This is a genomic window from Snodgrassella alvi, from assembly GCF_002777745.1.
Classification (GTDB): Bacteria; Pseudomonadota; Gammaproteobacteria; order Burkholderiales; family Neisseriaceae; genus Snodgrassella; species Snodgrassella alvi_D.
Window position 1 is genome coordinate 69,923 of record NZ_MEIO01000048.1, and the last position, 22,188, is coordinate 92,110.

A 22,188-nucleotide genomic window follows, 5' to 3' on the forward strand; every position below is an offset into this window, starting at 1 on the left:
CAATTAATATTTAATTGTCATTTACCAGTGGCACAAATAAAGTCTGCTGTACACAGGTTTCCTGAAAACCTTCAGCTGTTTTATCGATTACCCATAAAAACTGTACGCCACCTTCATCCAGCGGCAATACCATACGACCACCTATTGACAGTTGCTGCAATAAAGGCAATGGTACTTCTTTCGGAGCAGCAGTAAGAATAATGCCATCAAATGGTGCTTCCTGTGGCAAACCAAGATAGCCATCACCACACACTAACCGAGCATGAGCCAGTAAATGCACCGCACGCAAATTCTGTTTGGCACGTTCATGCAGCGGGCGCAGGCGCTCGATTGAATAGATTTCACGTAAACCCAGCGCTTGCAGAATCGCTGTCTGATAACCACAACCAGTACCAATTTCCAGAATACGCAGGTTATTGTTTATCGACCGTTGGCTAAACAATAACTGTGTCATCACTGCTACAGTATAAGGCTGGGAGATAGTCTGCCCCAGACCCAGAGGCAGGGACATATCATCATAAGCATGAGAGCGCAGTGCTTCTTCAACAAACACATGTCGCGGTACAGCTGACATGGCAGACAACACTTCAGCACGGGTGATGCCCATCTGCCGCAGTCTTTCCACCATCCGTGCACGCCGGAATTCATAGCCAGTCCAGCTTACGCCCTGTCCCACTGCCGTCACCACTGTATATCTTGCAAAAAGGTGTTTACAGCATTCATTTGCTGATAGTTAGTTAAATCAAGTGTCAGCGGAGTAATGGTAACAAAACCTGCTTTGTTGGCACTAAAATCAGTATCCTGCCAACTAGTATCAGCAGCCCCCACACCCCCAATCCAATACATGGTTTCTCCACGCGGGCTATTAAATGGCACAATACACTGTTCATGATGCCGTCGTCCCAGTTTTGCTACCTGATAGCCCTGCACAGCCTCAGCATTAATTGCCGGTATATTAATATTCCATAAAACCGGTTCTATAGCTGGCTGTGCACACACTTGTGCTAAAACGGTATTCACCGCTTTTTCAGCCGTAGCCCAATACTGACCACTGCGATCGTTAATAGAAAATGCCAGAGCAGGGATACCCATTAAAAATGCTTCGGTAGCGGCGGCTACAGTGCCGGAATACAAAACATCGTCACCCATATTAGCACCGTGATTGATGCCAGACAGAACTAAATCAGGTTTGAAATCAGCCATGGTATGCAAGGCTACATGGATACAGTCAGTTGGTGTGCCATTAACATAATAAAAGCCATTGGAAGCTTTCTTAATAGACAAAGGGCGATTTAGAGTAAAAGAATTACTTACCCCACTCTGATCGTTTTCTGGTGCCACTACTCTTACTTCGGCAAACTGTGCTGCCACCTTGGCCAATAAAGCAACCCCTTCTGATAAATAGCCATCATCATTACAAATTAAAATTTTCATAACTATCCAATTCAAAAAATCTGTTCTGTTGCCGTTATATCTTCAGGCCTGTTTATTCCGTAACTGCCAGCCAAGCTCATTTACTTACCGGAAAATACAGCTACTGTGAATACACAGAACCGCCAGCACAAAGCAGGCATTATTCCACATACAGCCAATATGCTTATTCACTGCTTGCTATCCGAATATGATTTTTCTGCGTACTCACAATTGCTGGAACGCAAATACACCAGCGTCCTGCCCGATAACTAATTATAAGGGTTTATATGCATTCTGGCAGCTTTATCCGCAATTTTGCCCTACCACTCTACCATCCCGTACAGATATTTGTATGCAGATCAAACGTTATAAACAGTGCTAACAGGCAAATCATACCGTATAGCAACATCATACTATTACAAATAGCATAAATGTAAAAAACGAACCCTTCTGGTTCGTTTGTGATTTAGTTCTGTGCTGGCACAGCAAAAGCCTGAATCAGCATAAAAAAACTATTGTCCCGCTTTAACCTGCTGAAACAGACGTACCGCCAAACGAACAGCATCCTGAGACTTGGGCGATACCACAAAACTTTTATCCAGCACTTCCTGTGTGGGAAATATGCTCGGATCGCTACTGATTTCACTGTTCATCAACGCCCGTGCCGGTTTACTGGCCGGCGCAAAAGTCACATAGTTACCATTTTTCGCTGCCACTTTCGGATCGAGTGTGTAATTAATGTATTTCAAGGCATTGGCTACATTCTGGGCATCTTTGGGAATCATAAAGGAATCAATCCAGATTCCAACTCCCTCCTTCGGAGCCAGTACCTGTAAATGCACTCCGCTTTTAGCATCTTCAGCACGTTTTTTAGCAATATTCAGATCACCGCCATAACCGGTGGCCACACACAGGTCACCGCGTGCCATATCATCAATATAGCCGGAAGAGCTGAAGCGTTTCACATCATTACGTACGGATTTAATCAAATTGGTAGCAGCACGAATATCATCCGGACTACTGCTGTTTGGGTCTTTACCCAGATAATGTAAAGCCAGTGGATAAAGTTCGGTAGGGCTATCAAACAGCGAAATGCCACAGCTTTTTAGTTTATGTGTGTAAATAGGATTAAATACCAGATCCCACAAATTATCCGGCAGTTTGCCATCCAGTGCCTTTTCTACCAGCTCCGTATTAATCCCAATAGTATTCATACCCCAGAAATACGGCACGGCATATTTATTACCCGGGTCTACCTTATCCATCATCTTCAGCAGTCCCGGATCAATATTATTGTAATAGGATAGCTGACTTTTATTCACCGGCTGATATGCACCAGCCTTGATTTCGCGGCCTACATTAGCAATAGACGGTACTACCAGATCATAGCCGGAACGGCCAATCAGAATCTTGGCCTCAAGAGTTTCGTTACTGTCGTAATAATCATAACGAACCTTGATTTTATTTTCTTTTTCAAATGCTTTAACTGTATCCGGATCAACATAATCCGACCAGTTATAAATATTAAGCTGGTCAGTTGGATTCATGACTGCATTACTGGAGGCAGCATTTTTATTTGCATTACCGGCATCCGAGCAGGCAACCATCAGCACACTTACGATGGCTGACAATACCAGTGATTTTTTCATACACGATTTCCAATTTGTATGCCCATTGTAACGGGGAAGCAAGTATCTATGACGTGCACCAGCACAGCCACCACTAAACCGACATTAAACTGTGAAATACCGCGTCATGCAAGAGTATTTGGCAAATTATTACAGATTGGCAGTCGATAAAAATACAAAACAGCAATTTTTACTCAGAAAATCAGACGAAAAAACCAGAATAATCCTCCAGCCAACACAACAGATACCGGCAAAGTGAGTACCCAGGCTATAACCAGATTGCGGACAGTCGATTTCTGTAAGCCGCTTTTATTCACAGCCATGGTGCCGGCAATTCCGGAAGTCAGCACATGCGTAGTGCTCACCGGCAGACCAAAACGGTCAGCAGCACAGATCAGTGCAGCAGTTACCAGCTCGGCAGAAGCACCCTGTGCATAAGATAAATGGGTTTTACCGATTTTTTCGCCTACAGTGACCACAATACGCTTCCAGCCAACCAAAGTGCCCAGCCCCAGTGCCAGTGCCACCAGTACCTTTACCCATACCGGAATATATTTAGTGGCATAGTCAATCAATACATGATATGCATTTAAACTATCCATCTGTACCGCGCTCAGCTTATATTGGCGCTGCAAAGCATTTTTTTGCAATAAGGTTAAAGATTCGGAAACCAGATACATATCATTACGGATATTCCCTACCTGCTGAGGTGGTAAATTGCGCAAGCAATCGCTTTTACTCACATTATGCTCAACGATTCGTACCAGCTGTGCCAGCGCAGCCAGTTGCTCCGGCGTACCCTGCTTATCTTCCACCAAAGCCGTTACCTTAGCACGCGCATCCGTACCTGCCGGCAACACCAGCCCCGACGGCAGCAAATCCTCAATGGTTTTCTGTGCTGCTCTGGAATTGGCAGAAAATTTCGCCCATTCCTCTTTTGGTACGGCATGATTGAGTGCATATGCCATCGGCACAGTGCCAATCAGTATCAGCATAATCAATCCCATGCCTTTTTGCCCGTCATTCGAACCATGAGCAAAGCTCACTGTAGTACAGGTGAAAATCAGCAGCAAACGAATCGGCCACGGTGGCGGTGCCTCATTTTCCGGTGCCCTGTACAACGCCGGGATACGCAGCAACATTTTCGATAAAAATAACAACAATCCCGCAAGAACAAAGCCTAATAGTGGAGAAAATAACAGCGACTCACCCACATTAATTACCTGACTCCAACTTACGCCACTGGTACTTCGATCTGCCGACATCAATTGATTAGCCACACCTACCCCGATAATCGAACCAATCAGCGTATGCGAACTGGAAGCCGGCAACCCCAGCCACCATGTACTCAGGTTCCAGATAATGGCAGCAGAAAGCAAAGCAAAAATCATTGCATAACCAACATCACTGCCCATGTGCAGAATCAATTCCACCGGCAGCAAAGAAATCACCCCATAGGCCACTGCACCGGTTGACAACAACACACCAAGAAAATTAAAAGCTCCTGACCAGATTACAGCTGTATTAGGTTTAAGTGAATGCGTATAGATTACACTGGCCACCGCATTGGCTGTGTCATGAAAACCATTCACAAACTCGAATGCCAGCGCAATCAGCAACGCTACTGTTAATAACGCATATACCAGCAATGAAGAGCTTGGAATAGCGTGCAAATCATGGCAAATACAAACACCAGCATAAGCCAGACCGCCAAGTAATATCAGCAGAAAAAGAATTTTACCTACTTTACCAGTTTTCATGGATGCAGACATAATTGCCCTAGGCGACGAAGTCGCAGACGAAGCAGACACAGTTTACTCCCTATTACCAAATACTATCGTGACTTATTGTAAAAGAGCAACATGACAACCTTACGACAGGCATAAATTAATTGCAAAATTAATAAAATGCAAATCAAGCCTGAGTGGATCAGCGGGTTTAATTGTAATCACGTGATTTTTATCTATCCCATATATAACCAATGAAAAAAACAAATAAAGAATAACCAACAGGTATCAAAAATAATACAGAAAAACAAAATATAATGACTAATCTGCATTTGGGGCCTGATTATCAGCCCCAATTTACAACATAAAATATACCCAGTTATGGATTAATCAAATAACTCACCTTATGTGCTTCAGTAGGTAACGGAACCTCCCATTTATTTAATAACCGCTGAATGGTTTTATTTGGCAAAGTCGAATCACGTGCTGAGTTACGACGATACAACTCTTTTTCAGGTTGTTCAATATAAACAATTTGCACACTAGCATGATAAGCGTAAAGCAAATCAAGCGCTTTTTGACGCATTTCTTGCGATAAATGGGTTGCATTCCAAATAAAAGACTGCTTAGATCTCAACCATTTCCTTACTTTAGATAAAACAAATTGTGTAACCAACCCTTCATTTTCACCATACTTGAGTTTTAGTTCAGTTCTAGCATCATCATAAGAAGCAACAGACCATGCTGGATAATGCTGACTAATCCAACTATTTTTACCCGAAGCAGGTAAACCAGCGAGCATAATCACATTAGAACCTTCTTGTGGAAATAACGCATAATCGGGTAACACATTACTGCCCCGAAAATATTGCATCCGAGTATAATCATCAACAAACTGACGCGGGTTATATAAACACCCCTCCTCAAGTGCTAACTGTTTAAACAGTTCAACTTCATCAAGTGCTCTTGTTTTATCAGCACAGATACGACCTTCCATATCTGCCTTAGCCTGCACACATAGCATCCAGATCGGCAACTGCCACGATAATTGATGGATAACATATTCAGGCGATTTCTTTTTTTGCTTATCACTTAAAGCATAAAAAGGCACTTGATGTACTCTAATAATGCGGCAAATTTGCTCCCGTAAATCAAACGGCACACCCATTCGCCATAATAATATGCGACTGCGAATTTCACCTTTTTTCGAATGACGTGGCTGGCTAATTTTACCTGTAATGTCGTCAATCACCGTCGTTTCAGGTTTGGCTATATCATGCAATAATGCAGTCATAAATAGCACAAACTGATGATCTTCTGTTGCGTTAGCAAATTCAGACTGAGCTAATAGCGCTCTTACAACCATCTGAGTATGAGTCCATACATCGCCCTCACCATGATAAACAGGATCTTGTGGCGTTGTTATCAAACTATTTAACTCAGGAATACAAGTTAGCCATGGGCTAAAATCATCAGTTAAAATTGTGTGCGCAATTTGTTGCTTTAATACAAGGTAATTCATATCTTACCTCCATTAACCGAACAACCATACCAATTCACCGTTAATTGCGGTGCATACAGATCAACACCTTCAGCCAGTTGATTAGGAATAAAAGGCTGTTCCGAATGATGCTGACCTGCATCTAAAATCGCCTGCACAAAATCGCATCTAATCCACTTTAGGCGATCAACCGTTTGCGTGTCTGACTCGACTTTCAGATATAATCCCTCCATCAAATCAGAACCATCGCATTGTTGCCAGGCCTTGGTTAAATCAAGCTTTTCACGCAACACAATTTGCTCAAAACATGCTCTCCAATTCGCCGTTTTAGCTAAAGATTCTTTAACCAAAATCAATAAATCGCTCAACTCAGAGGGTGCCATCCCTGCAAATAAAACAGGCACCGATAAAACAGGACCATTGGCTAATAGCTGGTGGCGTTTTAAGGTTGATAGAAAACAGTTTTGTTGCCTATCCCAAATATCAAACTCACAAAAATAGTGAGGCAATGCATCATAAAAAATTGCATGTTTTTTATGCAACCATTCACCATAAAGAATATAACGATCTTCTAATCGCTCTAACAGCCAATTTTCATGCACGCAAGCCCAATGTTTTAACAAATTAAATTGACGCTCTCGTGAACCACCAATTAAATAATGTCCCCTAGATTGAAGCAACAGTTCACCACTGGCAGAAAAACTAATCGCGCAGTTCGCACCATCAAGCTTTTCTTCAACAACAATATACTGTCCTACTAGTTGATTATAAGGATATTGCCCATGTTCACAGTCTCCAAACTGTAAACGAGAGCTTTCCAAGTGGGGTGTTCGTGGATATTTAATTAATTCTAAATTTTGAATACAATATTCCATTGTCATTATGTTTTCTCCAAAAAACAAAAGAAAACCGACAAGGCAAAAATCTACAGATTGAATTACAACAAAGAAGCTTGAAAAATACCAAGCGAAAGAATAGAAAGATACCGTGTCGGCATTAAGATAAAGTGTTAACTACAGGCATTTTGCCCCCTCACTATCATAAAAATTTTAGATTGAAAAAAACGGCGCCATTATCATGAATTGTTAATTAACTGTCAAGTTTAGTGATAAAAAATAGTCAGTTATATTAATCAATCATTTCTGATACAGTATCGTGAATTAGCTGTAACCCTCCAGCTTGCCCCAAACTTAGATGAAACAACAACAAATCAATTAAATCACAATGACAAAGTAACACACAGAATTGTTAAAACAAAAGCAATACTCATAAAATCGACCGCTGAATTAATCGCAAGTCATAAAGATGATCAATTGTAACAACCAGCAATCGCTAACCCAACAATTGATAATGCCTTTAAGTAAGAAACAGATCCAAACAAAACCTTATTTCTTCTTGAATTAATTATGTAAAACATGAATAAAGCCAAAGCAACACCTAACTGTAATTCTTGTTGTAAATCAATTCTCAATCACAGCTAATCTGCTTACAGACAGTCGCACACCTGCGCCAGCATAAAATTCAGCTATACCTGCTTACAACAAACTGAACAAAAAGTTTGCAGAAGTGTTACCAAATCAAAACCATAATAAAAATGCTTACATTTCCCACCTAGGCAGACCAAACACTACGAAATAATAATTTATATCCAACTACCTAACCTGATCACAAGCAAAAATTTTCTTAACTCAGCCTATTACCTTAAATTACGATTATTAGAATTAAAGGTATAAACATTGACGTTAATATCTTTATTTTTTTAAAGTAATAGCCAGCATAGCAAATTGTACATATCAGAATTAAAAATTAATAACATTTACTCTTTAACATAAAATAACCGCACACATACCATCAAATTTATTGCAACCGCACTTACATATCGAGGAGAAATTACATGCATACATGGGTACAAAGTTACTCCGCATTAGGCAACAGCATTTATCTCACCCTGCTGGCTGCCCTATTGCCGATCATCTTTTTCTTTGTGGCGCTTACACTACTGCGCATGAAAGGACACATTGCCGGTGCTATCACCTTGATTCTGGCAATCATTGTGGCAGTTACTGCCTACAAAATGCCACTTACACTGGCTTTATCTTCCGCGTTATATGGTTTTTTCTACGGTCTGTGGCCGATTGCCTGGATCATAATTACCGCTGTCTTTCTCTACAACCTCACCGTCAAAAGCGGCCAGTTTGACATTATCCGTGCTTCTATTCTTTCCATCACTGAAGACCAGCGTCTGCAATTGCTGCTTATCGGCTTTTGCTTTGGTTCTTTTCTGGAGGGCGCAGCCGGCTTTGGTGCACCCGTTGCCATTAGTGCAGCACTACTGGTAGGGCTGGGTTTCAAACCCTTATATGCAGCAGGTTTGTGCCTGATTGCTGATACGGCACCGGTTGCCTTTGGTGCACTGGGTATTCCGATTCTGGTGGGTGGACAGGTTTCCGGCCTTGACCCGTTTCATATCGGCCAGCTTGCCGGCCGGCAATTACCCATGATGTCTATTGTGATTCCGTTCTATCTGATATTTATCATGGACGGAATGCGCGGTATTCGCCAGACTTGGCCAGCACTGCTGGTTTCCGGTGTTTCCTTCGCCGCAACCCAATTTATCACCGCCAATTTTATCGGGCCGGAATTGCCGGATGTCACCTCAGCACTGGTAAGCTTGGTATGCCTGGCACTTTTTCTACAAAAATGGCAGCCTGAACAGATATTTACCTTCAACGGCATGCAGCAGCCAAACCAACAGCGCAGACCAAAAGAATATAGCATCAGACAAATTGCTCAGGCATGGTCGCCTTTTGTTATCCTGACTATCTGTGTCGCCGTGTGGACAATTAAACCCCTGCAAGTCTGGTTTAACTCATTCAGCCTAATCAAAATTCACTGGCCAATGCTGGATAATCTGGTGATTAAAACCATACCTATCGTTGCGGAAAACACCCCCATCGCTGCCGAATTCAAGCTAAATCTGATAGGAGCAGTAGGCACATCCATTCTGCTGGCAGCCATCATTTCCATATTAATACTGAAAATAAAACCGCGTCTGGCTGTCGATACCTTCAAACACACCCTATACGATTTGCGCTATCCGATACTATCGATTGGGCTGGTACTGGCGTTTGCCTACGTAGTTAATTACTCCGGTCTGTCATCAACCCTTGCATTGGCGCTGGCCGATACCGGTAAAGCCTTCCCGTTTTTCTCACCATTTCTTGGCTGGGTAGGTGTTTTCCTCACAGGTTCCGACACCTCTGCTAATGCCCTGTTTGGTGCTTTGCAAGCCAATACCGCCTTGCAGGTAGGCATGGATCCCGTACTTGCCGTTGCTGCTAATTCAGTTGGCGGGGTAACCGGCAAAATGATTTCACCACAATCCATTGCCATTGCCTGTGCCGCAGTGGGACTGGCCGGTAAAGAATCTGACCTGTTTCGCTTCACCGTGCGTCACAGCCTGTTCTTCTGTGTGATTGCCGGCCTGTTTACCCTTGTACAAACTTATCTGTTTCCATGGACACTAACCTTATTTTAATTGTCTGTCGCACAAAAGCCCGCTCAACAAAGCGGGCTTTTGTTTGGTAGCAGCAACATCTATTTTAACCACCGGTTTTCGCCATAATGCGCACAATCTTGTCTGGCTGCTCATTGAATTCATGTTTTTCCGGCTTCAGATCCACCGCCTGTTTAATCGCAGCCTCCAGCTGTGCATCAGAACAGTTTGCCGCCAATAATGGCTTCAACGCCATACTCTGCTCCTGCCCCAGACACAGATACAGAGTACCATCCACAGACATGCGTACCCGATTACAGGTAGCACAGAAATGCTGCGAACGCGGTGTAATCAGCCCCAGAGTAAAACGACCATCGACACTTTCCCAGTATTTGGCCGGCCCGCCTCCGTATACACGCCTGCTTTCATGTAGCTGATATTTAGGACGCAGATTCTCAATCAACTCCAGCAAATTAAAATATTCCAGCTTCCGCCCGCTTACGCCCATCGGCATCACCTCAATCAGGCGCAGGATAAAACCATTGGCAATACAGAATGCCACCATATCCTCAATATCACCGGTATTCACCCCCGGCAGCGGCACCATATTAATCTTAATCTGTTCAAAGCCTGCATCCCGTGCTGCCTGCAAACTGTCAATTACTTTATCAAAGCTATCTTTGCCGGAAATCTCCTGCACACATTCACGTCGCAATGAATCCAGACTCACATTCAGCCGGTTTAGTCCTGCTTTACGTAAATCTTGGGCAAAACGTTTAAGTTGCGTACCATTGGTAGTTAACGACAAATCTTCTACCCCGGGCAAAGCTGCCAGCCGTGCCACCAGTTCCGGCAGATTCTTACGCAATAACGGTTCGCCGCCGGTTAAACGAAATCGAGACACACCCATGCGGGCAAATGCTCCGGCCACACGCTCAATATCCGCAAACGACAGCCAGTTAGCCGGCTTTTCAAATTCCGTAAACCCTTGTGGGATACAATAAGTACAGCGTAAATCGCATTTATCCGTTACCGAAATGCGTAAATAATCAATACGTCTGTTGAAGCGGTCAATCAGCATGAGAAAAGTAAGCGCCTGTAAGAAGGAAAATCATTTCAGAAATAAAAAATTAGACAAATAGTTGGAATAATTAAAAAAAAGGCTGCATTCTATCCCATTTTACTCCTTAAATCCAATCGCATCAGCAACAGCCATCTGCCACAGAAAGAAAAAACACGGCATAATAAACGATTATTGATTGACCTATGTTTTTATCATGATTACCGTGATTTATCTGGCACGCTTTGCCGAAGAGCTTGGCCTGACTCAGGAACAGCTATCTCCAGACTTTACCGACAGCGATGCCCTTTTAGCCTACCTGCGCCAACGTGGTGCCCCATTTAGTGAAGTGCTGGCTGCCGGCAAAGTATACAAAATTGCCGTCAATAATATCATTCAGCATGGCTGTGCTGCCCTCAAAGACGGTGACAGCATAGCCCTGTTACCACCGGTAACCGGAGGCTAAAATGCAAACTCGCATACAGGTACAAAGCGAAGATTTCAACCTCAGTAACGAACTGGCTCTGGCTGAAGCCAGTGCACCAGACTGTGGTGCTGTAGTTAGCTTTATTGGCAAAGTGCGCGGCAACGATAACCCGCAGCAACCACTCAGCCACCTTCACCTTACCCATATGCCTGAAGTAACTGAACATGAAATCAGCAAAATCATCGCTCAGGCAGCAGAACGCTGGTCACTACCCTATGCCTGCGTCATTCACCGTATAGGCAAACTGCCGGTAGGTGCCCAAATCGTACTGGTGCTCACTGCCAGCGGCCATCGCGAGCATGCCTATCAGGCCAATCATTTCATCATGGACTACCTGAAAACCGAAGCACCATTCTGGAAAAAAGAATGCTTTGCCAACGGTGAACAGCACTGGGTAGAAATGAAACACAGCGACCAGCAGCGCACCCAGTCATGGCAATAGATGCACAGCTTGGCCTGATTATCCTTGCCGGTGGCCTCGGTACCCGTGTTGGCGGTGCCAATAAGGCACTACTGCCGCTTCACGGCCAGCCGCTACTGGCACATATTCTGCACCAGCTTGGCCATTGCAGCGACCACATCATTATCAGCGCCAATCGCGATATCACACAAATACAAAACTACGGCTATTCCGTGTGCCAAGATTTGCCTGCCTATACCCAGATGGGACCACTGGCCGGCATCATCAGTGCAGCACAAGCCTTACCGGAACACATCGAATACCTGCAAATCGTACCATGCGACCTGCCTTTACTAAACGCAGACATCATCACTAGCCTGTATGAAAAGCTGCATAACCAGCCTGAGCTAGATATAGTCTGTGCCGCCGACACCAGCAATCTGCACCCTATCGTCTGCCAGATGCGCCGGCGCCACCTGCATCATATCCAGCAACAACTTAACAGCAGCGGCAAACACAGCGTACGCTCAATTATCCAGCCTTATCGCCACGCCATTGTTACTTTTGCCGATAGTGCCCCGTTTACCAACTATAACAGCAGCGCAATGTTTACCAGCACGCGCAGTGGAGCAACAACCTCATGATGGATTTTTATCAGGGACAAGAAACCCTACTACAACAGGCCAGCCGTATAGTCGACAGCGAAACCGTACCCCTTAATCAGGCTGCCGGCCGCATTCTTGCCCAGCCGCTTATTGCTACTGCCGATGCCCCTGCATTCGACAACAGTGCCATGGACGGCTATGCCATCTGCGGCCTAAACTGCGTCGAATGGCAGCTTATCGGTACCGCGGCAGCCGGAGACACCCAGCAGCTCACCCTGCAACACGGACAGGCCGTACGCATCTATACTGGCGCTGGCATTCCTTTAAATACCGATGCAGTAATCATGCAGGAAAACACCAGTGTTAACGGCAATACCCTTAGCAGCACTCGAGCACCCGCCGCCAGTGACAACATCCGCAGACGGGGCGAAGAGCTGAAACAAGGTGCCATCTTACTCGAAAAAGGCACCCTGCTAAACGCACAAGCAATCGGACTAGCAGCCTCACAAGGTGCAAGCGAATTACATGTATATCAGAAGTTGCGCGTAAGCGTATTTACCACCGGCGATGAACTGGTAAGCGGTAATAACCAGCTACAACAGCATCAGATATACGACAGCAACCGCCCTATGCTGCTGGCCTGCCTGAGCGAATATGCGTTTATCGAAATCATCGATGGCGGTATCCTGCCGGATAAGCTCGACATCATCACCCAAACTCTTGCCAAAGCCGCAACCAACAGCCACAGCATCATTATTTCTGGCGGTGCCTCAGTTGGCGATCGCGATTTAGTCAAACCGGCACTGCAACAACTAGGCAATATCGAACACTGGAAGCTGGCGATAAAACCGGGTAAACCCTTTGGCTGGGGTAATATTCAGCAATGCCGTGTTATGCTCCTGCCCGGCAATCCCGTTGCCAGCTTTGTCACTTTCAAATTACTGGGCATACCTGCACTGCAAAGCGCTGCCGGCCGCCATATTCTGCAAGCACTGCCCGAATGCTATCAGGCCAAAGCAGCCTTCGCCATCACCCCCAACCAGCAGAAACGGCGCGAATTCCTGCGCGGCACCATCCGCTTCACCAACAACGGCCCTGAAGTACAGCTATTGGCTAAACAAGGCTCGCACATGCTTTCCGGCTGTGTCGATGCACAAGTATTAATCGACATTCCCGCCCAAACTGATATCCATCAAGGGCAATGGGTGACGGTTTATCCGATATAAATACCGGGTTTAATCAGTAAAGCAAATAAACAAGCCTATGCTGAACACAGGCTTGTTTATTCAGAAAAAATAACTTTAGCATTATAAAAGAGTCCGACCTCAATCTATGCGTAAAATTATATATACATAATAACAAAAGAACATATTTGCCGATTAACGAATATCACGCATCATCTTCGGCCATCCATTTTTCAGCTAACCATTGAAATTCAGAAAATAATCTGTCTCTTTGCTCTCGTTTTCTTAAAGCTCTTACATATAATTCCAACTTTTCCCAATCCTTAATGATCAGCGAACGCTTCATGCGTTTATAAATTTCTTCATCAAATGCACCTTCTTTAATACCGGCAGCCATGAATTCGTAATTATTTAGCACATCAAGTATCGCTTGATTTTCTTTTTCATTTGCCAATAAAGATTGCGCACCTATGGTATTAAAATCTGCGTTATTTTCTTTTAATTTAGCATACATCAAACGCGAATTAATTAAAGTAGCATCCCTTTTATCAGCAATCACTGCGTCAACGGTTGCCCTTTGTTTCCATTGAATATCATTACTCGTATGTTGCTTTCTTAACGCCCTAATCTGAGAACCAGCAAATATAGCAGACGCAACAATGGCTATTGTTTGTAACCAATAGCCAATTGTCTCACCTAAAAATCTAAATGTTTCCGTTTCAAGTGACATTAAAAATCCCAGCCCTCACTGTAAATTTTTCTCTTGCTCATAATACAATCCATTTCCTGATTTTGCCATTTCATCATATTGCACTGATAGAATAAGTTTATTTTTATAAATTATATTTCAAATTTTTAGTTTACATTAAAAAAGACATAAGCATATTCCTATATATCTATTTGTTGGAGATTCAAACGTCTCGAAACATACTTATTACAGCATTACTGCATGTATTATTATCACAATTGTGATATTAGTCAACAATTTTATAATCAAAATATTATTAGACTATCTATAAAACCATAACCACTTTATAATCAAATGAATAATTAAAAAATAAAACTTAAGATCCAATCCATTCCCAAGATCAGCCTTTTTTGAATAGTTAATAAAAACATTATTAACATTTTTTATTCATACTTTACAAATAAAAAACCCTTGTATAGAATTAGCCCACTTTCCTGAATCGTGCTGCTGCAGGAAAACAGTAATCAACCTCCCAAAAGGCGGAGGACGCTTTTTATTGTTTCCTAGGTGGCAATGATGTCTACATTTACTCGTTTACAAAAACGTTTATCCCGACTCGGAATTGAGAGTCATTTTTATAATAATATCTATACTTTTAATCAACAAAATACTACTGCTCAAGTATTATTACCACAGGCTTTACCGTTAGAAGAAAAAGCGGTAAAACAGTTACTGGATTTTGCATCGGTAAACGTACCTAACAGCTTAGGACACGTGTGCGCAGCACGAGCAACGCCCGATTTTCATCCGGGAGCGATTGCACCAGTAGGCAGCATCGTGGCAACAACAGAAGATTTAGTTATTCCGGCAGCCATTGGCACTGATATCAACTGCGGTATGCGCCTTTTGACAACCGGTTTAAGCCATGATGAAGTGAATGAACAAAAATCAACCATTATCGCGCAGCTTAAACGCGTATTATTGCAAGACGAGCGTAATATTCCTGTTACTCCACAATCCTTTCAAGCATTGTTTGATGAAGGCATAGCGGCATGGATAACAGCATTACCACAACAAGGTTTATGGCAACACGTCAATTTTAAGCGGCTACTGGCGGAAATTAATCAAATATCAGGGCAGTCATTAATCACAGCGGATAGCAAATACGCACCGGAGGCCTTTTTTGAGCCACGAAGTATTATCCGCCCAGCAAGCTTAGGTACAGTAGGCTCAGGTAACCATTTTGTTGAGTTACAAATTGTTGATGAAATCCTTGATCGACATTTAGCTTATCAAATGGGATTAAAGAAAAATACTGTTGCAATAATGATTCATACCGGTTCACGTGATGTGGGATTTTATATTGGCAACCGCTGGCAAGATAAAGCCAAAGCTTTATGGCCAGTAAATAAAAAATATCCAACATCAGGATTATTTGGTTTAGTAGATGATGATGCACAAAATTACTTGCAGGCAATGGGTGTTGCAGCACGTTATGCATGGATTAACCGAATCGTCATCACCGAATTGATACGTAAAGAATTAATGGCGATTTTCAAACAAGATAATAGCCAATTAATCGTTGATATTCCACATAATATTATCTTACCTGAGCGTGGAATGAATATTCACCGTAAAGGAGCCACACCAGCCAATAATGGCGAAATTGCATTAATTCCTGGCTCAATGGGTGACTACTCTTACGTAGCACTTGGCAAAGGGAATCCAGACTGGTTATGGTCTTGCTCACACGGTGCAGGCAGAGCAGAAAGACGGCAATCAATGCGTAACAAAAAAGTAGTATCTGATAGGGTTGATTTGCCATGGCAATGTATTACCCTAAAAGAGGAACGTTTACGAGAAGAAGCACCTGCCGCCTATAAACCGATTACACCAGTAATCGAAGCCCAAGAACATGCCAATTTAATTCAGCCAGTAGTAAAACTTAAACCCTGGATTACTTTTAAAGCGTAATCATACAAACAGCCCAAGCCTTGTAGCTTGGGCTGTTTGTATACTATTAACCGATAAAACTCATACGCCATCAAAATTGATATTAACTAATATCAGCATGAATTTTATACATTACTAAAAAATATGATTGCCAATGATTAAATAATTTCTCTTTTATCGTCTTACTATTCTTTTGCTTTAATCAATTATCAATATAAAAATTAGCCTATTTTGTGGACAGATTAGCCTATGATCATTTAAATGAAAAATATCAAAATTTTTTTAATACTTCAGATTTATTCTTTTTTCCTGAATAATTTTTTATCTCTGCCATCCCTCCTGCTAGAATAAACAAACCTTCTGCAACACCATAAAAATTAAGTATTCCAGAGAGTGCTTTAGCATACATCATTGGTAAGCTTATAGCCGGATTATGAGAATCATAGATTATCTTTTCTGGCATAGTTTCCTTTGAAGTCCAGCACCCTGCTGGAGATAGCGTATCTCTCCCCTATCTAAACCAAAATTTTCGCTAAAAATCATTAAATCATGATTAGTATAGTTTCTATCACCAACCTAAAAAGAATAGTGAAAATGATAAATGGGGGGTACTGATAGATTTAGTGGATACGTTTTCTGGATAAGCATATATGGTTTGCTTTCCGATAAGGCGCTCTCTCGGAGTACAATTTAGGAATAATGAATATTTAGCTTTATTTGCAATGGGATATAACATTTTTGTATGTTATGGATACTATTAACAATACTTTTTACTCTAAGCACAGTAGAAAAAAGGTCGATTGCGCTAAAAAAATTTCTCTGGTTTTGTCATTGCAGATATCTATTTGTTGGTCAAAGGATTATTTATGCATTAAAGCTGTTTAGCTCCTGATTCGCAATCTGAACTAAACAGCTTCCGGTTAATTTTAATGTCTGGGTACTTTACCCATCAGTAAAAACGGATTGGCACCACCACGTTGCCAGCCTTCTTCATTTAGCAATATATCCAGTGCTAAAGAAGCCAAATCATCGGCAATCGGGTCGGCATACTGTTGTTTGGCCAAACGATAGCGTTTGCGATAGGCATGGCAGCTTGGGCAGCATTCAGCTTCCGCACCAGATAGTACGCCCTCTTTTGCCTGTTCGATACGATGTACGCCTAAATCGCGGCTATTATCACAAAAGCTACACCGTGCCCGCACACTGTGCCACCGGCTGTTGCATACGCCGCAGCACAGATAGCGCAGCCCTTCAAGTTCACCATGTCCGATTATCACCGCACCTGCGGCATCAGTACCACAGCATGGACAAAATCCGAGCTCAGGTAATGGTTTGACTGCTGTAGCTGCTAAATTCAGCGCAGCATGGGTATAGATAATCTGCACTACGGCGTTTACCCAAATCTGATAATCCTGCTGCGCCACGCCAAGCTGCTGATTTAATGCCTGCTGGCACAACTGGCTGCGTTCTTCGCTGCTAAGCTGCAATAATTCTTTCCATACCTGTGCGGCTGTTGGTGACAATTGCTGTTGCAGTAGAGTATGTAAATCTGTAAACAGGCGGCCAGTTAAATCATTATTGGCACTTAGTAAGGCTGGAGTAAGCGGAAATTCATCCGTACCTGCTGGCGGTAGTACCCATTCGGCTTCTGCATAACGCTCCAGTAAGGTTTGCTGGGCAGTGCATATGGCAGCAAGGAACTGTAAATATGGCTGCCAGTCGCTGCTGTTTTCGGCGGCGAGCTCATGCAGGCGCTGTGCACGCTGGCTGAAAATATCGGCCTGAGGCTGCTGCCAAAACGGTATATGAAAAAATTCTTGTGCCTGTATGGCTTCTGGTGTTACTTGAGTTTTCATGTATCTATGCTATCAGGTAATGGCTGCTCATCATGGTGCGATTGTGCGAATACCATTATCGATGATTAAAATAACCAAGTTTAACTAAAATTATGCATTCTGTCTGGATTGGCTGCCGACTATTTTGCCTGTACTGTTGAAAGCTAATGGCAGTAATGGCTGGTGCAGCGTTTTGCACATACGGATAAGTTATCAGCAGACAATAAAAAAGGTTCAGATATCTCTGAACCTTCTTAGTACATACACCGGATTATTTAATACCTAGTGATTTTTCATATGCTCGCGCTTTTTCATCATCAAAATCGTGTTCCCAGCGCGAAATAACCAGCGAAGCCAGCGCATTACCAATTACATTCACTACAGTGCGTCCCATATCCAGAATACGGTCGATGCCCAGAATAAAGCCCAGCCCTTCTAACGGAATGGAAGTAGTAGCTAATGTAGCAGACAATACTAAAAATGATACCCCCGGCACACCGGCAATCCCTTTGGAAGCCACCATCAAAGTAATCACAATCATCACTTGGTCAGTAACAGACAGGGAAATGCCATATAGCTGTGCCAGAAAAATAACAGCAATACTCTGATACAAAGTGGAACCATCCAGATTGAATGAATAACCGGTTGGTATCACAAAGCTAGTAATGGATTTCGGCGCGCCATATGCTTCCATTTTCTCAATCATTTTTGGCAGCGCGGTTTCAGAGCTGGAAGTTGAGAAAGCAACAATCAGCTCATCTTTTAAAATTTTGATAATGGTAAAAATATTAAAACGGCAGAAATAGGCTACGCCTCCCAGTATCACCAGTGTGAACACAAACATCGCCAGATAAACAATAACAATTAGTTTCATCAGCGGAATAAGTGAACTAAAACCGAATTTACTGATGGTAACGGTCATCAGACCAAATACACCAATCGGCGCATAGCGCATAATCATGTTGGTGATTTTAAACATCACATCTGAAATGACTTTCAGAAAATCGGAGAAGAACAGACGCTGGTTGTCAGGCAACTTGGTTAAACCCAGACCAAAGAATACACAGAAAAAGATTACTGGCAGGATTTCGCCTGAGCTGAGAGAATCAAAGATATTATGTGGAATCATATCCAGAATCATTACAACCAAACCATGCGGTTTCTCGGCTAGAGCCTCACTTTTCTGTACATACTGGGTAACATTGCTGTGTTGCAGGTTGGAAATATCAATACCGCTGCCCGGGTGAAACAGATTACCAAAGAGCAAACCTACACCAATGGCAACGGTGGTAATGATTTCAAAATACAGAATGGTTTTACCACCCAGTCTGCCCAGGCTTTTGGAATTACCCAACCCAGCAATCCCCAGAGTCAGGGTGCTGAGGATAATAGGCAGCACAATCATTTTAATCAGGCGGATAAAGATATCGCCCATTGGCTGTAATACATTGATTACCCAGGATTGATAGGTTTTGTAGTACGGGTGTGAGGGATCTGCAAAAGTATGCAGATACAATCCTACTGCAACCCCCATAATCAGGGCAAAGAGAATTTGCCAGGCCAAATTACGGCTATATCGTTTGATAATCGATAACATAGTCGTCCTTACTGTAATTGGTAATATAATTCTTATTCACTCTAACAAGCAAAACAAAACAATTAGAGTATACCCTATTATTTTTTGTTTTAAATATGCGTTAAGGATGAAAAAATTGAGGATGGGTATAAATTACTTGGCGGTTATGGCGCGCAAAACCCACCAGCGTGATATTAGCCTTGTGAGCTAAATCAATGGCATAGGTGGTAGGCGCAGATATGGCCACGATACACCCGATGCCGGTTATTGCTGATTTCATTACCATTTCAAAACTAGCGCGACTGGACAATACCACAAAACCCTGCTTCCAATCCACTTTTGCATGCAGTCCCCACCCAATAAGCTTGTCTAAAGCATTGTGCCGACCAATATCTTCACGCACGGTTACAATCCTGCCAGACGTATCAGCCCACGCTACGCCGTGAACTGAACCGGTTTGGGCGCGCAACTGCTGATGATGGTTAAAATCAGTCAAAGCACGCCCGATTATGCTAAAGTCGATATGCTTTGTGCGTAATACCGGCTTCAACTCTGGTTGTACCGTTGCAAGACTGTCGATACCACACAGACCGCAGCCGGTGCGCCCGCTCATCTGGCGGCGGCGGCTTTTCAGGCGGTTAAAAGCAGCACTGGCCAGCTCAATTTCAGCTACGATGCCATGCTGATATTCGCTGATTTCAATGGCGTAAATCTGCTCTGCATCTTCAATAATACCTTCACTTAAGCTAAAACCCAGTGCCAGTTCGGCAACATCAACAGGTGTGGCCATAAGCACTACATGGGATATACCGTTATAAACGAGAGCTACTGGGATTTCGGCACTGACATTGTCACTGGTACTGTTGCACTGTCCGGCCTGTGCCACCCAGACAGTATGGCTTTGTACGGGTATATGATTCATGGGATTTCTTTGTCTGCACGCAGGCAGTAACAGGATAAAACCATCCTGAGCAAAGTCAGAACAGAAAAGGAGATAAAGTTTTACTGTCTGTATGGCAATAGCCATACAGACAGTGCTGCCAGATGCTTCCGGCCGGATTAATCGCTGCTCTGCGAATCAGAACTTTGCTGTGCTCTGGCTTCTTTTTTAGCCATCATTTCCCGATACCAGCGCGGATGATGTTTTTTCGCCCATTCCTGAGTAACCACTCCTTCTACCATGGCAGGAATAGTGCCTTTAATCCACAATGCGGCATAAACATGGACGATGATGCCAACAATCAGCAGGATTGCCGAAGCAGAATGCACTAGTAAAGCTATACGCACTACCCAGATGGGGAAATAACCGGAGAAAAACTGCCTCCATGCTACCAGTCCACTGATTAATAACAACGCCATGCTGATAGTCATCAGCCAGAACATGCACTTTTGTCCTGCATTGTATTTTCCGGTATCGCCAATTTCCTTACCCAGCAGTATATGCTTGATGCCTAATAACCATTTGATGTCGTCACGTTCAAAAAAGTTATATTTAACGTAGCGGAAAAACTGGATAAAAAAGCCCAGAAACATCACCACTCCGATGAACGGATGCAGTATACGCGCCAGTTGCGGGGAACCGAATACTTCGGTCAGCCAGAAGAACGACGGATAGAAAAAACCCAGTCCGGAAACTGCCAGCAGTACGAAACAGCCAGCTACAACCCAATGATTAAAACGCTCAGATTTTTTATAGCGTTGAAGTAATAATTTTTTCATTATGCGTCCCCCTTGTCTTTGAGGATTTCACCGTCACGATTAAGAACCTGTTCTTCATCGTCATCCGGGCGATTCGGGCCAATGGTGATATAGTGCAGCCAGCCTGCAAAAGCGGCGGCAGCAATACCAAAAGCTGCTATTGGTTTGAGCATACTTTTCCACAACTTGACGGTAGTACTGATATGCGGATTATCTGGCAGACCGTGGTACAAGCTGGGTTTGTCGGCATGATGCAATACATACATTACATGCGTTCCTCCTACGCCCTGCGGGTCGTAGAGCCCAGCATGTTCGAATCCGCGCTGTTTCAAATCCTTGATGCGTTCACCAGCCAGAGATTTCATGTCTTCCTTGCTGCCAAAATGAATGGCGCCGGTAGGACAGGTTTTCACACAGGCAGGTTCCTGACCAACAGCTACGCGGTCGGAACATAAGGTACATTTATAGGCGCGGTTGTCTTTTTTCGAGATACGCGGAATGTTGAAAGGGCAACCTGAAATACAGTAGCCGCAGCCAATGCAGTTTTCCTGATGAAAATCGACAATACCGTTTTCGTACTGCACGATTGCCCCCGGAGACGGACAGGCTTTCAGGCAGCCGGGATCGGCACAATGCATACAGCCATCCTTACGAATCAGCCACTCCAGTTTGCCGTATTCTTCAGTTTCAGAAAAACGCATTACTGTCCAGCTATCAGCACTCAGGTCAATCGGGTTGTCGTATACGCCATGATTGGTACCGATTTCGTCACGAATATCGTTCCATTCTGAACACGCTGCCTGACAGGCCTTGCAGCCTATGCAGGTAGAGACATCAATGAGTTTGGCAATTTCAATCGGCTTGCGTGCCTGTGGCAATGGCGTAAGCTGATTGGTCGCAGAACGACGTTTAATATCTAAAGATTGTAAAGCCATGA

21 protein-coding genes are annotated in these 22,188 nt (G+C 43.4%); 7 read left to right on the forward strand and 14 right to left on the reverse strand.

Going from position 1 to position 22,188, the window contains the following annotated elements:
* Positions 1–10 precede the first annotated feature (10 nt).
* Together BHC51_RS05650 and surE are read right to left on the reverse strand one after the other, a co-directional pair.
* Entirely contained in the window at positions 11–688 is a 678-nt protein-coding gene (locus BHC51_RS05650) for a protein-L-isoaspartate(D-aspartate) O-methyltransferase (RefSeq protein WP_306807525.1), read from the reverse strand.
* Entirely contained in the window at positions 682–1,434 is a 753-nt protein-coding gene (gene surE / locus BHC51_RS05655) for a 5'/3'-nucleotidase SurE (RefSeq protein WP_100153533.1), read from the reverse strand. Before surE ends, BHC51_RS05650 begins: the two co-directional genes overlap by 7 nt.
* A 105-nt stretch (positions 1,435–1,539) precedes the next feature.
* On the opposite strand from surE, the gene BHC51_RS12730 reads away from it, so the two are divergent.
* Positions 1,540–1,686 carry a hypothetical protein gene (locus BHC51_RS12730; RefSeq protein WP_180296438.1) on the forward strand — a complete coding sequence of 49 codons (147 nt, stop codon included), beginning with the start codon at positions 1,540–1,542 and terminating at the stop codon, positions 1,684–1,686.
* Between the two features lie 239 nt (positions 1,687–1,925).
* On the opposite strand, the gene BHC51_RS05660 is transcribed toward BHC51_RS12730, so the two are convergent.
* The 4 genes from BHC51_RS05660 to BHC51_RS05675 all read right to left on the reverse strand — a co-directional run bounded on the left by BHC51_RS05660 (position 1,926) and on the right by BHC51_RS05675 (position 7,150).
* Positions 1,926–3,062 (reverse strand): polyamine ABC transporter substrate-binding protein, encoded by a 1,137-nt coding sequence (locus BHC51_RS05660; protein ID WP_100153534.1) that lies wholly within the window; start codon positions 3,060–3,062, stop codon positions 1,926–1,928.
* Positions 3,063–3,235: 173 nt separating this feature from the next.
* The gene (locus BHC51_RS05665; RefSeq protein ID WP_218966382.1) at positions 3,236–4,852 is read right to left on the reverse strand and encodes an inorganic phosphate transporter; all 1,617 of its coding nucleotides are present in this window, start codon (positions 4,850–4,852) and stop codon (positions 3,236–3,238) included.
* A gap of 295 nt (positions 4,853–5,147) precedes the next feature.
* On the reverse strand, positions 5,148–6,290 hold the full coding sequence (locus BHC51_RS05670) for an AAA family ATPase (RefSeq protein WP_100123302.1): 1,143 nt from the start codon (positions 6,288–6,290) through the stop codon (positions 5,148–5,150).
* The gene (locus BHC51_RS05675) at positions 6,287–7,150 is read right to left on the reverse strand and encodes an RNA ligase family protein (RefSeq protein WP_100153536.1); all 864 of its coding nucleotides are present in this window, start codon (positions 7,148–7,150) and stop codon (positions 6,287–6,289) included. Before BHC51_RS05675 ends, BHC51_RS05670 begins: the two co-directional genes overlap by 4 nt.
* Before the next feature lie 1,013 nt (positions 7,151–8,163).
* On the opposite strand from BHC51_RS05675, the gene BHC51_RS05680 reads away from it, so the two are divergent.
* A complete protein-coding gene (locus BHC51_RS05680; protein WP_100100185.1) occupies positions 8,164–9,807 on the forward strand; it encodes a lactate permease LctP family transporter in 1,644 nt (547 codons plus the stop codon).
* A 64-nt stretch (positions 9,808–9,871) separates the two neighbouring features.
* On the opposite strand, the gene moaA is transcribed toward BHC51_RS05680, so the two are convergent.
* Complete coding sequence (gene moaA / locus BHC51_RS05685; protein ID WP_100100184.1) at positions 9,872–10,846, reverse strand: GTP 3',8-cyclase MoaA; 975 nt, start codon at positions 10,844–10,846, stop codon at positions 9,872–9,874.
* A gap of 196 nt (positions 10,847–11,042) precedes the next feature.
* Here moaA and BHC51_RS05690 point away from each other — a divergent pair, with 196 nt between their 5' ends.
* The 4 genes from BHC51_RS05690 to BHC51_RS05705 are packed head-to-tail and all read left to right on the forward strand — an operon-like array spanning position 11,043 to position 13,543.
* The gene (locus BHC51_RS05690) at positions 11,043–11,291 is read left to right on the forward strand and encodes a MoaD/ThiS family protein (protein ID WP_143558798.1); all 249 of its coding nucleotides are present in this window, start codon (positions 11,043–11,045) and stop codon (positions 11,289–11,291) included.
* A 1-nt stretch (position 11,292) separates the two neighbouring features.
* Positions 11,293–11,754 (forward strand): molybdenum cofactor biosynthesis protein MoaE, encoded by a 462-nt coding sequence (locus BHC51_RS05695; RefSeq protein ID WP_100153537.1) that lies wholly within the window; start codon positions 11,293–11,295, stop codon positions 11,752–11,754.
* Positions 11,745–12,356 (forward strand): molybdenum cofactor guanylyltransferase, encoded by a 612-nt coding sequence (gene mobA / locus BHC51_RS05700; RefSeq protein ID WP_100153538.1) that lies wholly within the window; start codon positions 11,745–11,747, stop codon positions 12,354–12,356. Before BHC51_RS05695 ends, mobA begins: the two co-directional genes overlap by 10 nt.
* A complete protein-coding gene (locus tag BHC51_RS05705; RefSeq protein ID WP_100153539.1) occupies positions 12,353–13,543 on the forward strand; it encodes a molybdopterin molybdotransferase MoeA in 1,191 nt (396 codons plus the stop codon). The genes mobA and BHC51_RS05705 overlap by 4 nt, the downstream gene beginning before the upstream one ends.
* Before the next feature lie 163 nt (positions 13,544–13,706).
* On the opposite strand, the gene BHC51_RS05710 is transcribed toward BHC51_RS05705, so the two are convergent.
* Positions 13,707–14,231: a DUF4760 domain-containing protein gene (locus BHC51_RS05710; RefSeq protein WP_100153540.1), complete on the reverse strand. Its 525-nt coding sequence runs from the start codon at positions 14,229–14,231 to the stop codon at positions 13,707–13,709.
* Positions 14,232–14,765: 534 nt separating this feature from the next.
* Between BHC51_RS05710 and BHC51_RS05715 the strand changes: the two genes are divergently transcribed.
* The gene (locus BHC51_RS05715) at positions 14,766–16,163 is read left to right on the forward strand and encodes an RtcB family protein (protein ID WP_100153567.1); all 1,398 of its coding nucleotides are present in this window, start codon (positions 14,766–14,768) and stop codon (positions 16,161–16,163) included.
* Between the two features lie 250 nt (positions 16,164–16,413).
* On the opposite strand, the gene BHC51_RS05720 is transcribed toward BHC51_RS05715, so the two are convergent.
* The 6 genes from BHC51_RS05720 to fdxH all read right to left on the reverse strand — a co-directional run bounded on the left by BHC51_RS05720 (position 16,414) and on the right by fdxH (position 22,186).
* Positions 16,414–16,605, reverse strand: coding sequence for a hypothetical protein (locus BHC51_RS05720; RefSeq protein WP_100153541.1), 192 nt, complete (start codon positions 16,603–16,605; stop codon positions 16,414–16,416).
* A 463-nt stretch (positions 16,606–17,068) separates the two neighbouring features.
* Positions 17,069–17,998 carry a formate dehydrogenase accessory protein FdhE gene (locus tag BHC51_RS05725; protein WP_100153542.1) on the reverse strand — a complete coding sequence of 310 codons (930 nt, stop codon included), beginning with the start codon at positions 17,996–17,998 and terminating at the stop codon, positions 17,069–17,071.
* Between the two features lie 250 nt (positions 17,999–18,248).
* Entirely contained in the window at positions 18,249–19,574 is a 1,326-nt protein-coding gene (locus BHC51_RS05730) for a cation:dicarboxylate symporter family transporter (RefSeq protein WP_100100169.1), read from the reverse strand.
* Positions 19,575–19,674: 100 nt separating this feature from the next.
* Positions 19,675–20,475 (reverse strand): formate dehydrogenase accessory sulfurtransferase FdhD, encoded by an 801-nt coding sequence (fdhD, locus tag BHC51_RS05735; RefSeq protein ID WP_100153568.1) that lies wholly within the window; start codon positions 20,473–20,475, stop codon positions 19,675–19,677.
* A gap of 137 nt (positions 20,476–20,612) precedes the next feature.
* Positions 20,613–21,272, reverse strand: a complete 660-nt coding sequence (locus tag BHC51_RS05740) for a formate dehydrogenase subunit gamma (protein WP_100135672.1) — start codon at positions 21,270–21,272, stop codon at positions 20,613–20,615.
* Positions 21,272–22,186 carry a formate dehydrogenase subunit beta gene (fdxH, locus tag BHC51_RS05745; protein WP_100124203.1) on the reverse strand — a complete coding sequence of 305 codons (915 nt, stop codon included), beginning with the start codon at positions 22,184–22,186 and terminating at the stop codon, positions 21,272–21,274. Before fdxH ends, BHC51_RS05740 begins: the two co-directional genes overlap by 1 nt.
* Positions 22,187–22,188: the final 2 nt, after the last annotated feature.